Origin of the sequence: Amycolatopsis sp. WAC 04197 (assembly GCF_003947475.1) — a bacterium.
In the GTDB taxonomy this organism is placed as follows: Bacteria; Actinomycetota; Actinomycetes; order Mycobacteriales; family Pseudonocardiaceae; genus Amycolatopsis; species Amycolatopsis japonica.
Genome location: NZ_QHJK01000004.1, coordinates 243,007 through 255,522 on the forward strand (window position 1 = coordinate 243,007; position 12,516 = coordinate 255,522).

General features: G+C 69.8%; 14 protein-coding genes. 10 read left to right on the forward strand and 4 right to left on the reverse strand.

Going from position 1 to position 12,516, the window contains the following annotated elements; genetic code table 11:
• Positions 1-18 precede the first annotated feature (18 nt).
• The 7 genes from DMC64_RS17935 (at position 19) to DMC64_RS17970 (ending at position 6,845) form a co-directional block, all read left to right on the forward strand.
• Positions 19-1,020 (forward strand): DUF3558 domain-containing protein, encoded by a 1,002-nt coding sequence (locus tag DMC64_RS17935; protein ID WP_233629691.1) that lies wholly within the window; start codon positions 19-21, stop codon positions 1,018-1,020.
• A 68-nt stretch (positions 1,021-1,088) separates the two neighbouring features.
• Entirely contained in the window at positions 1,089-2,090 is a 1,002-nt protein-coding gene (gene dhaK, locus DMC64_RS17940) for a dihydroxyacetone kinase subunit DhaK (RefSeq protein ID WP_072030429.1), read from the forward strand.
• Positions 2,090-2,713, forward strand: coding sequence for a dihydroxyacetone kinase subunit DhaL (dhaL, locus tag DMC64_RS17945; protein ID WP_125734442.1), 624 nt, complete (start codon positions 2,090-2,092; stop codon positions 2,711-2,713). Before dhaK ends, dhaL begins: the two co-directional genes overlap by 1 nt.
• Complete coding sequence (dhaM, locus tag DMC64_RS17950; protein WP_125734443.1) at positions 2,710-3,384, forward strand: dihydroxyacetone kinase phosphoryl donor subunit DhaM; 675 nt, start codon at positions 2,710-2,712, stop codon at positions 3,382-3,384. The genes dhaL and dhaM overlap by 4 nt, the downstream gene beginning before the upstream one ends.
• A gap of 471 nt (positions 3,385-3,855) precedes the next feature.
• Complete coding sequence (locus DMC64_RS17960; protein ID WP_125734445.1) at positions 3,856-5,631, forward strand: 3-hydroxyacyl-CoA dehydrogenase family protein; 1,776 nt, start codon at positions 3,856-3,858, stop codon at positions 5,629-5,631.
• Positions 5,632-5,641: 10 nt separating this feature from the next.
• The gene (locus DMC64_RS17965; protein ID WP_125734446.1) at positions 5,642-6,001 is read left to right on the forward strand and encodes a hypothetical protein; all 360 of its coding nucleotides are present in this window, start codon (positions 5,642-5,644) and stop codon (positions 5,999-6,001) included.
• 10 nt (positions 6,002-6,011) lie between these two features.
• Positions 6,012-6,845 (forward strand): hypothetical protein, encoded by an 834-nt coding sequence (locus DMC64_RS17970; RefSeq protein WP_037341470.1) that lies wholly within the window; start codon positions 6,012-6,014, stop codon positions 6,843-6,845.
• On the opposite strand, the gene DMC64_RS17975 is transcribed toward DMC64_RS17970, so the two are convergent.
• Complete coding sequence (locus tag DMC64_RS17975) at positions 6,846-7,319, reverse strand: Lrp/AsnC family transcriptional regulator (RefSeq protein WP_125734447.1); 474 nt, start codon at positions 7,317-7,319, stop codon at positions 6,846-6,848.
• A 59-nt stretch (positions 7,320-7,378) separates the two neighbouring features.
• Here DMC64_RS17975 and DMC64_RS17980 point away from each other — a divergent pair, with 59 nt between their 5' ends.
• Together DMC64_RS17980 and DMC64_RS17985 are read left to right on the forward strand one after the other, a co-directional pair.
• On the forward strand, positions 7,379-8,497 hold the full coding sequence (locus tag DMC64_RS17980) for a PLP-dependent aspartate aminotransferase family protein (protein WP_125734448.1): 1,119 nt from the start codon (positions 7,379-7,381) through the stop codon (positions 8,495-8,497).
• A gap of 60 nt (positions 8,498-8,557) precedes the next feature.
• Positions 8,558-8,941 carry a DUF6401 family natural product biosynthesis protein gene (locus DMC64_RS17985; protein ID WP_125734449.1) on the forward strand — a complete coding sequence of 128 codons (384 nt, stop codon included), beginning with the start codon at positions 8,558-8,560 and terminating at the stop codon, positions 8,939-8,941.
• A 34-nt stretch (positions 8,942-8,975) separates the two neighbouring features.
• Here the strand turns inward: DMC64_RS17985 and DMC64_RS17990 are convergent, their stop codons facing one another.
• Both DMC64_RS17990 and DMC64_RS17995 read right to left on the reverse strand, forming a co-directional pair.
• Complete coding sequence (locus DMC64_RS17990; protein ID WP_125734450.1) at positions 8,976-9,896, reverse strand: hypothetical protein; 921 nt, start codon at positions 9,894-9,896, stop codon at positions 8,976-8,978.
• A 98-nt stretch (positions 9,897-9,994) separates the two neighbouring features.
• On the reverse strand, positions 9,995-10,207 hold the full coding sequence (locus tag DMC64_RS17995) for an FmdB family zinc ribbon protein (protein WP_016336811.1): 213 nt from the start codon (positions 10,205-10,207) through the stop codon (positions 9,995-9,997).
• 50 nt (positions 10,208-10,257) lie between these two features.
• Here DMC64_RS17995 and DMC64_RS18000 point away from each other — a divergent pair, with 50 nt between their 5' ends.
• The gene (locus DMC64_RS18000; protein ID WP_125734451.1) at positions 10,258-11,382 is read left to right on the forward strand and encodes an alkaline phosphatase family protein; all 1,125 of its coding nucleotides are present in this window, start codon (positions 10,258-10,260) and stop codon (positions 11,380-11,382) included.
• Here the strand turns inward: DMC64_RS18000 and DMC64_RS18005 are convergent.
• A complete protein-coding gene (locus DMC64_RS18005) occupies positions 11,379-12,503 on the reverse strand; it encodes a serine hydrolase (protein WP_125734452.1) in 1,125 nt (374 codons plus the stop codon). The two genes, DMC64_RS18000 and DMC64_RS18005, sit on opposite strands and share 4 nt — an antisense overlap.
• Positions 12,504-12,516 lie beyond the last annotated feature (13 nt).

The following is a 12,516-nucleotide window of genomic DNA, read 5'->3' on the forward strand; positions in this document are numbered from 1 at the left end:
CCGGCTACCGTGCATCTCGTGCTGCTCAACGCTCGACGTCGCCGGATCGCGTCCGTGCTGGCCCTGGTCATCGCACTGGGCGTGCTCTCGGCCTGCGGTCAGAACCTCGGCAAGTCCAACTTCGCCCGCACCACCGTCGCCGCCGAACCCGGCTCCGGTTCCGGCTCGGTGCCCGACGGGGACATCAACGACCCGGCGGTCACCCCCGCGGTGCTGCGCACGGTCGACCCGTGCGGGCTGGTGAGCAAGGAGATCATGAGCAGCCTCGGCACGCCCGAGGACCCGACGGCGAATCTCAGCTCGTTCGGCACTTGCCGGGCGAAGGCCGTGGACGCCGGAGGCAAGACCCTCACGGTGAGGGTCGAGATCGGCGCGTCGACCTACTCCTCGATCAACGGCGTCACCGTTTCGACGGTCGACGGGCTGCCGCAGATCGAGCGGAAGGACAAGGACGGGAAGAGCTGCGACGTCGGCATCATGACCCTGCGCAAGCCCGAGCGCGGGATCAACTTCTCGGTCACCTACGACGGCGGCGACCCGTGCGCGACAGGCCGTGCGGTGGCCGCGAAGGCAGTGAAGAGCCTGCACGCGTCACCGGCGAAGTACCCGGCGGTGCCGGGCACGCTCACCGCGGTCGACCCGTGCACCGCCGCCGACACCGCCGTCCTCAACGAGGTGGTGCCGCACGGCGCCGCCACGCTGAACTCCTTCCACTTCTGCGATTGGACGCCGGGGTCCAACCCGAGGATCTCGATCGGCTTCCGCCGCGCCCTTCCGCCGGCGGAACGCGACGGGAACAAGAAGATCGACATCGACGGCGTCGCCGTGTACCAGAAGGTCGGCAGCGGCAGCGACGCCGAGTGCAGGCTCGAGTGGCAGCACAGGCCGTGGGCGGACGACGAGGTCGAAATCGTCAGCGTCGACTACAAGAACTACGACGAGAAGAAGGACGAAGCGGCGTCGTGCGGCAAGGCGGCCAAGGTCGCCAAATCGGTGATCTCCAAGCTGCCGAAGCCCTGACGCTGGCGGCATCCGGCCGGGACAGGTAGGAAGGGGACACCCCACCCGCCGACGTGCCGGAGGCCACCTTGAAGAAGATCATCAACGACCCGAAGACGGTGGTCGCGGAATCGTTGCGCGGACTCGCCGCGGCGCACGCGGACGTCCTGCGCGTGGAGGACGACCCGGCGATCGTGGTGCGCGTGGACGCGCCACTGGCGGGCAAGGTCGCGGTGATCTCCGGCGGCGGTTCCGGGCACGAGCCGCTGCACGGCGGCTTCGTCGGGCAGGGCATGCTCGCCGCCGCCGTCCCGGGCGCCGTGTTCACCTCGCCGACGCCGGACGCCGTGGAAGCCGCGGTCAAGGCGACCACCGGGGACGCGGGCGCGCTGCTGATCGTGAAGAACTACACCGGCGACGTGCTCAACTTCGAGACCGCCGGTGAACTCGCCGCCGCCGAAGGGCTGGACGTGCGCAGCGTGGTCATCGACGACGACGTCGCGGTCAAGGACTCCACCTACACCGCCGGCCGTCGTGGCGTCGGCGGCACGGTGCTGCTGGAGAAGATCACCGGCGCCGCGGCCGAACGGGGCGACACGCTCGACGCGGTGGAGGCCTTGGCGCGCAAGGTGATCGGCCAGGTCCGGTCGATCGGCGTCGCGCTCACCGCGCCGACCGTGCCGCACGCGGGCGAGCCGAGTTTCGACCTCGCCGACGACGAGATCGAGTTCGGCATCGGCATCCACGGCGAGCCCGGTATCGAGCGGACCGCCGTGACGACGGCCGACGAACTCGTCGCGCGCATGGTCGAAGCGGTGGTCACGGACCTGCCCTTCGCCGAGGGCGACAAGGTCCTGCTGTTCACGAACTCGATGGGCGGGACCCCGCTGGTCGAGCTGTACTTGGCCCACGGGATCGCCGAGCGGCTGCTGGCCGAGCGTGGGATCGTGGTCGAACGGCGGCTGGTGGGGCCGTACATCACCAGCCTCGAGATGCAGGGGATGAGCCTGACGTTGCTGAAACTGGACGACGAGCTGACCGAGTTGTGGGACGCGCCGGTGAACACCCCGGCCCTGAGGTGGGGAGTCTGATGGCCTGCACCGCCGAGACGCTCGCCGCCGCCTTGCGGGCGGCGGCCGAGGTGATCGCCGAGCATCGTGCCGAACTGGTCGACCTCGACCGCGCGATCGGCGACGCCGACCACGGCGAGAACATGGACCGGGGCTTCACCGCCATCGTGTCCGCTTTGGACTCCGCCACCCCCGAGACCCCCGCCGCGGTCGCGAAACTCGCCGCCACGACGCTGATCTCGAAGGTCGGCGGCGCGGCGGGCCCGTTGTACGGCACGGCTTTCCTGCGCGCGTCGGTCAAACTGGGCGACGCGGCCGAAGTGGACGGTCCGCTGCTGGTCGAGGCCCTGCGCGCGGCGCTCGAAGGAGTGCAGGCGCGCGGCAAGGCCGTCGGGGGAGACGCGACCATGGTCGACGCCCTGATCCCCGCCGTCTCCGCCGCCGAGGAGGCCGTCGGCGACGGCGTCGCGGCGATCCTGTCCGCGGCCGCCGACGCCGCCGACAAGGGTGCCGAGTCCACTGTGGACCTCGTACCGCGCAAGGGGCGCGCGTCGTACCTCGGTGAGCGGGCGAAGGGGCATATGGATCCTGGTGCCCGTTCGACGGCATTGCTGCTGCGCGCCTTCGCGGAGGCCGCCCAGTGAGCGTCGGAATCGTGCTCGTCTCCCACAGCGCCAAACTCGCCGAAGGACTCGCGGAACTCGCCGCGCAGATGGCGCCGGACGTCACCATCGCGCCGGCGGGCGGCCTGGCCGACGGCGGGATCGGAACCGACTACGACGAGGTCGTCGCCGCGACGCAGCGCGCCGATTCGGGATCGGGCGTCGTCCTGCTGTACGACCTGGGCAGCGCGCAGATGACCGCGGAACTGGCGGTCGAATCGCTCGCCGACCCGTCGGCCGCGGTCGTCGTGGACGCGCCGCTGGTCGAAGGCGCGATCGCCGCCGCCGTCGCGGCGCAGGGCGGGGCGGACCGCAAGGCCGTCGCCGAAGCGGCCGCCTCGGCGGGAGCACCCCCGGACCTGACTTTCGACGAAGGCGCGCAGGACGGCGAGCGCAGCGTCGAACTCACGCTGCGGAACGACGTCGGGCTGCACGCGCGGCCGGCCGCGGTACTGGTGCGCAGCATCGCGGGGCTGGACGCGCAGGTCACCGTGCGGCTGGGCGACGAGACCGCGGACGCCAACAGCGTGCTCGCGCTGATGGCGCTCGGCGCGCGCCAGGGCGACCGGATCGAGGTCCGCGCGAAGGGCGCGCAGGCCGACGAAGCACTCACCAAGGTCAAGGATCTGGTGGAGCAGAACTTCGGCGAGTGAGCCGGGCCGTCGTGCCGTGAAGGCCTCCTTGCCTACCTTGAGGGTAGGGAAGGGGGCCTTCACGGACTTGCCCCAAGTACATGAAGGCCCCCTTCCTTGCGTCTAGCGCGGTGAAGGGGCACTTCATGTACCTGATTGTCCATAGAGGACGCCCGCTGTGGTGAATTGCCCGATTTGCGAATATTTGTCCATATTCTCAAGTCCGTGAAGGCCTCCTTGAGGGACTCTGAGTCCCTCAAGGAGGCCTTCACGGACTTGAGGATCCTTGTCGGCGGACCAACGGTGCCTGGGAACCGGCCGGGTGGTAGCAAAGGTCCCTTGATCCGGCCATCGGCGCCGGAGGAAAAGTGTCCTCCGGTCCTCGTCCGCGAGTGACACTTACTCGATTCGGAGGGTGACAGCCGCTGCTTTCCGCGCCCCGGCATGGCACGATCGGAGAAACTACCAGCGAGTAACCTCCGGAGGCCGGTTGTGGCGCGGGAAATCTCGAGTGTGGGAGTCATCGGTCTCGGCACCATGGGCGCCGGGATCGCCGAGGTGCTCGCGCGGAGCGGCGTATCCGTCGTCGCGGTGGAGATCGACGACGACGGCGTCCACCGCGGCCGGGGTCATCTGGAGCATTCGACCGAACGGGCGGTGTCCGGCGGCAAGCTCGACGCCGACGGCCGGAGCGCGCTCCTGGACCGGATCCGGTACACCACGTCGCTGGCGGAATTGTCCGATGTGGACCTGGTGATCGAGGCGATCCCGGAGAACCTCGAAGCGAAATCCGACGTGTTCGCGCAGCTGGACAAGATCACCGGCCCGGACACGATCTTCGTCTCGAACACCTCCTCGCTGTCGATCACCGAGATCGGCGTGCACACCGCGCGGCCGGGCAAGGTCGTCGGGATGCACTTCTTCAACCCGGCGCCGATCCTCAAGCTGGTCGAGATCGTCCGCACCGTCGTCACCGAACCCGACGTGGTCACCGACGTCGTCGCGTTCGCCGAACGGCTCGGCAAGACCCCGGTGGTGATCGGCGACCGCGCCGGGTTCATCGCCAACGCCCTGCTCTTCGGGTACCTCAACCACGCCGTGCGGATGTACGAGCAGCGCTACGCCACCCGCGAGGACCTCGACGCGGCGATGCGGTTCGGCTGCGGATATCCCATGGGGCCCTTGGCTTTGCTCGACCTCATCGGGCTGGACACCGCGTACGAGATCCTCGACACGATGTACCACCAGTCGCGCAACCGGCTGCACGCGCCGGCGCCGCTGCTCAAGCAGATGATCACCGCCGGGTTGCTCGGCCGGAAGACAGGCCGGGGTTTCTACACCTACGACGAGCCCGATTCGCCGACGGTGACCGACGCGGTCACGAAGTCCACAGTGGACACCGCGGCGCCCCGTGAGGTGCGCAAGGTCGGCGTCGTCGGGACCGGGACCATGGCGACGGGCATCGTCGAGGTGTTCGCGAAACGCGGCTACGAGGTCATCCTGCGCGCCCGGAGCGCGGAGAAGGCCGCGGCGTCGGTCGCGCGGGTGAAGAAGTCGCTGGACAAGGCCGTCGTCAAGGGCAAGCTGTCCGAAGAGGACGCCGCGGCCGCGCTCGGCCGGATCTCGCCCGCCGTGGAGTTCGAGGAACTGGCCGATGTCGACCTCGTCGTCGAGGCGGTGGCCGAAGACCTGGCCGTCAAGCAGGCCGTCTTCGCCGCGCTCGACGACGTCGTGAAACCGGGCGCGGTCCTGGCGACCACCACGTCCTCGCTGCCGGTCATCGAATGCGCGGCCGCCACTTCACGCCCTTCCGACGTGGTCGGCGTGCATTTCTTCAACCCGGCGCCGGTGATGAAACTCGTCGAGGTCGTCTCCACCATCGCCACCGCTCCCGACGTGATCGCGACCGTCGACGCCGTCTGCGCGGCCGTGGGCAAGCACCCCGTGCACTGCGGCGACCGGGCCGGGTTCATCGTCAACGCGCTGCTGTTCCCGTACCTGAACGACGCGGTGAAGATGCTCGAAGCGCACTACGCGGAGGCCGACGACATCGACACCGCGATGAAGGTGGGTTGCGGGCTGCCGATGGGTCCCTTCGAGCTGCTCGACGTCGTCGGGCTGGACGTTTCGCTGGCGATCCAGCGGACGCTGTACAACGAGTTCCGCGAAGAGGGCTTCGCGCCGGCGCCGCTGCTGGAGCACCTTGTGACCGCCGGTCGGCTCGGCCGCAAGACCGGGAAGGGGTTCAAGGACTACTCGGCGCGGTAACTTGGGTGCCATGCCGGTTTCCGCGGGGGTCAGGGAACGGATCAAGGAGCTCCTCGATCCGGACGACGAGATCCATTACGTGTTCCCAGCCGACGTCTTCGGCAGCACCAACCCGGGAGTGTTCTTCGCGGTGACCCGCAAGACGATCACGATCCTGACCACCGGGTACCTGAGCCGGAAGACGCCGAAACGCGTCGTCGCGACGACGTTGCGGAACCACCGGATCGGGCCGGTCGACACGTCGACCGTCCCGTGGTTCAAGTTCAACGGCGTCGACTACGAGATCGACGACGAGTACATCGCCGTCGTGCACGCCGCCGACGCCGAGATCATGCGGGCAAAACCTGAAGATCCGCTGCCGGACCTCTAAGCTCCCGGGAGTGCGTCAGCTCACATACGACGGGGTGCCCATCCCCGGCCTGAACGACCTGGTCCGGACGGCCATCCGGCTGCATCCCGCGCCGGGATTGCCCCGTCCGGACGAAAGCCACTTCGGCGGCCCGCTGCTCTGGCCGTCGGACGAGCCATGGCCGGAGTGCCCGGTGACCTGGCCACCGGACCCCGACGCGTCCGACGACGCGTGGCCGGCCGGTCATCCGCTCGACGAGCCGGTCCCGGCGATGGTCGGCGCGGCGCAGTTCTTCCGCGACGACTTCCCGGAGCTGCCCTTCCCGGAGGGCACCGACGTGCTGCAGATCCTGTTCTGCCCGCTGGAGCACGACAACCCGTACCACCGCGGCCCCGCCGTCCGGCTGGTGTGGCGCGATTCCGCCGAGGTGGGGGACATCGCGGAGCCGCCGCCCGCACCCGAGGACGCCCAAGACGCCTACCTGCCGGAACCCTGCGTCTTCGAACCGTGCTCGATCGACGAGCTGCCGCGCCTCTGCGACTTCCCGCCGGAGACCCGCGCCGCGCTCGGCATCCCCGAAGGCGCGAGCGAAGACCCGGACGGCTGGCCCGAGCTGGACCACTACGCGAAGATCGGCGGCTGGACGGCCTGGCACGCGGCCGGCCGTGTCGACCTGGACTGCCGGGAATGCGGTGCCGAGCTGAGACAGACGCTCGCGCTGGCCACGGAGGAACACGAGGTCGGCTGCGGCTGCGGGGTCGACGACGACGAACCGGCGTGCTGGGCGTTCGGCGACCGGGGAGTGCTGAACATCTTCACCTGCCCCACCGATCCGCGGCATCCGTTCAAGGTCCGGATCGCCTGATCAGCCGGGTGGTAGCAAAGGTCCCCCGCTCCAGTGCTGGAAGACGAGGTTCGTGTGCACCCTGGCGACCTCGTCACGGGCGGTCAGTTCGTCGAGCACCAGCCGTTGCAGCTCGGTCGCCGACGCGGTGGCGACATGCGCGAGGAAATCGTCCGGGCCGGTCAGGTGGTAGACGGCGCGGACCTCGGGCAACGCCAGCAGATGCTCGACGAACGAATCGACCAGCGCGCGCCGGTGCGGGCGGACCTGCACGAACAGGAGCGCTTCGAGTGGGCGGCCGAGTTTGGCCGCGTCCACCTCGGCGTGCTGGCCGATGATCACCCCGAGCTCGCGCAGCCGGTTGACGCGGTCGAGACAGGTCGAGGGCGCGACGCCGACTTCGGCCGCCAGATCCTTGTTCGAGATCCGGGCGTCGTTCTGCAAGAGCCGCAGAATTCGAAGATCAACCGTACTCAGTTCGACGGAATCCGACATCGGCGAATGATATCCGAGGATATTGCGGCCGATCCGGAGAAAATCGCACCATCTGGAGTATGACCGCAACGCTGCGCACCCGAGCCGTCCACGCCGGCCGTGACGATCTCACGGACCTCGGCGTCCACGCCGCTCCGCTCGACCTGTCCACGACCTACCCGTCGCGGGACAGCGTCGAGGAGGCGGGCCGCATCGACGAATTCGCCGCCTCGGGCTCGCTGTCCGGGCTCCCGGTCTACGGGCGGCTGAGCAACCCGACCGTCGAGCGCTTCGAGAAGGCACTGGCCGAACTCGAAGGGTTCGAAGACGCCGTCGCGTTCGCCACCGGCATGGCCGCGGTTTCGGCCTCGCTGCTCGCCGCCGTCGCACAGGGCAAGCGGCACGTCGTCGCCGTCCGGCCGGTCTACGGCTGCACCGACCACATGCTCACGTCCGGGCTGCTTGGGACCGAGGTGACCTGGGCCGATCCGGAGGGCGTCGCCTCGGCGCTGCGTCCCGACACCGGGCTGGTGCTGCTCGAAACCCCCGCGAACCCGACCCTGCGCGAGGTCGACATCGCCGAGATCGTCCGTGCCGCGGGCGAGGTCCCGGTGCTGGTCGACAACACCTTCGCGACCCCAGTGCTCCAGCGGCCGGGACGGCACGGCGCCCGGTTCGTCCTGCACAGCGCGACCAAGTTCCTCGGCGGGCACGGCGACGTCATGGGCGGCGTGGTGGCTTGCAGCGCCGAAGACGCGGGGATGCTGCGGCAGATCCGCTTCGCCACCGGAGGCGTGCTGCACCCGCTCGCCGGATACATGTTGCTTCGCGGTCTCTCGACCCTTCCGCTGCGCGTCAACGCCGCGTCCGCGACGGCCGCCGAACTCGTCGAGCGGCTTCGCGGCCACGCGAATGTGAGCGCCGTGCACTACCCGGCCGTCGGTGGTCCGCTGATCGCGTTCGAGGTCGACGGCGATCCGCACGCGCTCATCGGCGCGGTCCGGCTGATCACCCCGGCCGTCAGCCTCGGGAGTGTGGATTCGCTCATCCAGCATCCCGCCTCGATCAGCCACCGGATCGTCGCCGAGGACGACCGGCGCGGCGCGGGGGTCACCGACCGGCTCATCCGCATGTCGGTGGGGCTGGAGGACGTCGAGGACCTGTGGCACGACCTGGATCAAGCACTCAAAGCGTGCTGAGTTCTGCGATCGTCATCACCGGGATGTCGACAAATCGTCCGGCCTGGCTAACCTGGTCGGGTGAAAGATCTGGTCTCGTCCTGGGTGGAATCTTCGGCTCGTAGCACGCTTTCCCGGCTGCACCAGCAGATCGGTGTGGCCGGGCTCGCCGCCGCGGCGGCCGTGCCCGGGCTGTCCGCCGTCTTCGATCAGCACTCCGCCGCGGTCCGCGACATCCTCGCGGTCGGGGTCGAAGGCTCGGCGGCGGTGGCCGGGGTCGTCCTGCTCGCCGGCTACACGCGCGGGCTGCTCGACGAGGCGAAGGCCAAGGGCTGGACGTTCCGTGCTCCGGCCGATCTGACCGCGTGGACCACCAGCGACTGGGTGACCGCGCGGCTGGTCGGCGTGTGTTCGCTGGCCGCCTCGATGGACGACCGGCGGACCCAGCCGACCGGGAACGGGTAGGGCGGCCGGACGCCCCACCCGCTCCCGTGGAAGGTCAGCGGTACTCCGGCGGAGGGGGCATGTTTCCACCGGGGGGCCGCTGGCCGGGATCCTGGTGCTGCGGCACCTGACCCTGGCTGGGCGGGAACTGCTGGTGCTGCGTCGGCGCGTTCGGGTTCGCGGCGTGATGCCCGGCGGACACCGGCTGGCTGACCGCCGTCCGCTCCGTCGGCACCTCACCCGAGCGGCCCGCGTCCTCACGACCACGCTGGTAGGCCTCGGCCTGCGCCTTCGCGGCGGGGATCTCCGCCTCGGCCCGGCCGAGCCAGGTCTCCCAGCGCTGCTGCATCGGCTTGATGAGACCACCGCCGACACCGACGACGGCGATACCGCCGACCGTGGCGAGCACGGTGATCAGCACCGGCATCGTGACCGCGGTGGCCACGCCGATCTGGTTCAGCGCGGCGATCGCGCCGAGGCCCCAGATGAACACCGAGGCGATGGTGGCGAGCACCTTGCCGTAGGAGACACCGCCGAGGGCGTTCCCGATCAGGTCCTTGACCGCCTTGGCGACCGCCCCGGCGATCACCACGATGACGATCGCGACGATGGCACGCGGCAGCCACGCGACGATGTCGTTGAGCAGCGCGCTCACCGGGTTCGGGCCGAACACGCCGAACGCGAACTGCAGGGCGATCAGCAGGATCGCGTAATAGACGATCTTGCTGATGATGCCCGACGCGTCGAACTGGCTGCGCGCGAGCATCTGCTTGAAGCCCCCGCGTTCGAGAAGCCGGTTGAACCCGACCTTCTCGAGCACCATGCTCACGGCCTTCGAGAGCGCCTTGGCGATCAGCCAGCCGATGAACAGGATGACCAGGAACGCGAGCAGTTTCGGGACGAAGGTGGCGACCGAACTCCAGGCGCTCGACACGCCCTGACCGAAGTCGACGGCCGCCAGTGCTGATGTGGCCACTGGACTTTCTCCCTTCCCACCACTGGAGCTTCCAGACTGGTGGGAAGGGGGTACCCGCCATTCGGGCGATCACACGTTACGCCACCCGAACGGGTGGGTCAGCCGCAGCAGCCTCCGCCGCAGCAACCGCCTCCACCTGCGGGAACGGGGGCCGGACCGGAGGCGGACCCGGTCAGCGCGACGGTCGTCAGCAGCTTGACGGTGTCCTGGTGGCCCTCGGGACACGGCGCGGGCGCACCGGACTCGCTCATCGGCCGCAGCAGTTCGAAGGTTCCGGCGCATTCGCGGCAGCGGTAGGCGTAGGTCGGCATTCCGGCATTATCCCATCTCCTTCCGGCCGCCGGGATGGCAAGCTGGCCGGGTGGAACTGCCTGTCGCGGCGCATGTGCCGCATCTCGGCCAAGTCGTCCCGTCCGTGCTTTCCGCCCTCGGCGCCGAGGGGTTCGCCAATTCGCTGAGCCTGGCGGAGGCGTCCAGCGCCTGTGTCCTGCTGATCGACGGTCTCGGCTGGGAGCTGCTGGCCGAGCACCCCGCCGACGCGCCGGTGCTCACCCAGCTGGCGAAGTCGCCGCTGCGGGTCGGTTTCCCGGCGACGACGGCGGCCGGGCTCGGCGCGATCGGCACGGGGCTGGCGTCGGGGGAGCACGGCCTGGTCGGATACAGCTTCGAGGTGCCGGGCACCGGCGTCCTGAACGCGCTGCGCTGGAGCAGCCACGTGGACGGCGGCGATCTCCGCGGGGCCTTGCCGCCGCGCGAGGTACAGCCGCTGCCGACGACGTTCGAACGCGCGGCCGCCGCCGGGATCACGACCAGCGTGGTGTCCTCGGCGAAGTTCGCCGACACCGCGCTCACCCGGGCGACGCAGTCCGGCGCGCGCTATGTGGGCGTCCACGCGCTCGGCGACCTCGCCGCCTGCGTCCTGCACTGCCTCGAAGCGAGGCCCGCGTTCTGCTGGGGCTATCACAGCGAACTCGACATGATGGGCCATATCTACGGGCCCGGTTCGGCGCCGTGGCGGATGCAGCTGCGGCAGGTCGACCGGCTGGTCGAGTCCCTTGTGGACGGTCTACCGCCGGGCGCGCTCCTCGCCGTCGTGGCCGACCACGGCATGGTGACCGTCGAGGGCGCGCTCGACATCGACGAGACACCCGCGCTGCTCGGCGGCGTCCGGGCCATCGGGGGCGAGGTCCGAGCGCGGCACGTCTACAGCGAAACGGGCGCGGAGGCCGACGTCCTGGCGGCGTGGCGCGAGGTGATCGGAGACCGGGCCTGGATCCTCCCGCGCGACGAGGCCGTCGAGGCGGGCTGGTTCGGGCCGGTCTCCGATCGGGTCCGCCCGCGTATCGGCGACGTGGTCGTGGCGGCGAAGGGACGCTTCGGGCTCGTGCGAGAACTGGCGGAGGCCGTCGAGTCCTCTTTGGTCGGGCAGCACGGCTCGCTGACCCCCGCCGAGCAACTCGTCCCGTTGGTCCTCGCGCGCGGCTAGCCGCAGAACTCGGCGAACATCGCGCGCAACACGGCCGAGCGCGCGGTTTCGGAGGTCAGGTTCGTGGTGACGCCGACCGTGATCTGCCTGGTGCCGTCGGAAGTCCGCATGCTCCAGGTGTTGTAGCCGGGCACCGAACCGTTGAAGCCCCAAGCTTCCGGCGCGGCGCAGCCCTGCGGGAGCCGGAGCCGCATGACGCCGAGGCCCGAGTCCACCGCGGGAACGCCGCTGGGCACGGTCTTGCGCATCTCGGCAAGCTGCGCCGCGGGGAAGAGCCGTCCGGTGAACACGGCGCCATAGAACCGGTTCAGATCGTCGGCGGTGGAGATCAGATTCCCGGAGCCCCAGAACCGCGACATCTCGTAGTCGGTGACGTCGGTCAGCGGCGCGTCGGGACCGTACAGCCGTTCGTAACCACGGGCTGCCGCGTGGTGGACGTAGGGATAGCGGTACGGGAGAGAGCTGTCCCGCATTCCCGCCTTGTCGAGAACCCGGCGCTGCAGCACGGAATTCAGCTCGTCGCCGGTGAGCTTTTCGACGAGTTTCCCGAGTACGGCGTAATTGGTGTTGGAGTACACCATGCCCTGACCGGGCGGGAAGGCCAGCGGTTTGCCCTCGGTCCCCAGCCGGATGGTCTCGTCCGGTGACTGGTGCCGCCAGCGGGTCGTGTCGATCTCCGGGAGGCTGTTCCACCGGTCGGTCGCCGGGATCCCGCTGGTGTGCTGCAGCAACTGCCGCACGGTGATCGGCTCGGTGTAGGGCAGCAGCCCGGGAAGGCGGTCCTGGACGCGGTCGTCGAGGCCGACCTTGCCCTCGCCGGCCAGTTGCAGCACGGCGGTGGCGACCACGCTCTTGGTGATGCTGCCCGCCCGGAACCGGCCGCGGGGGTCCGGCGCGCCGCCCGTCGTGACGTCGCCGACGCCGCTCCGGCCGTACCAGCCACCGTCCTGGTCGAGCACCGCGGCGTACGCACCGGGCGCGCCGGCGGCGACGGCGTCGTCCAGCGCCTTTTGCAGACCTTCCCTGGCGGGGGCGGCGACGGCCTGACCGGCCGCGAGTGTTCCGGAGAACAAGGCGGTGCCGGCGACGATCGCCGCAAAACCGCGAAACAGACGATTCATGAACCTGACGCTA

Excerpts from the sequence above, each read along its gene's own strand:
- DMC64_RS17980 (WP_125734448.1), top strand. The coding sequence starts at position 7,379 with ATGACCGCAACGCTGCGCACCCGAGCCGTCCACGCCGGCCGTGACGAT.
- DMC64_RS18005 (WP_125734452.1), bottom strand. The coding sequence starts at position 12,503 with ATGAATCGTCTGTTTCGCGGTTTTGCGGCGATCGTCGCCGGCACCGCC.
- DMC64_RS17975 (WP_125734447.1), bottom strand. The coding sequence starts at position 7,319 with ATGTCGGATTCCGTCGAACTGAGTACGGTTGATCTTCGAATTCTGCGG.
- dhaL (WP_125734442.1), top strand. The coding sequence starts at position 2,090 with ATGGCCTGCACCGCCGAGACGCTCGCCGCCGCCTTGCGGGCGGCGGCC.
- DMC64_RS17995 (WP_016336811.1), bottom strand. The coding sequence starts at position 10,207 with ATGCCGACCTACGCCTACCGCTGCCGCGAATGCGCCGGAACCTTCGAA.
- DMC64_RS17965 (WP_125734446.1), top strand. The coding sequence starts at position 5,642 with ATGCCGGTTTCCGCGGGGGTCAGGGAACGGATCAAGGAGCTCCTCGAT.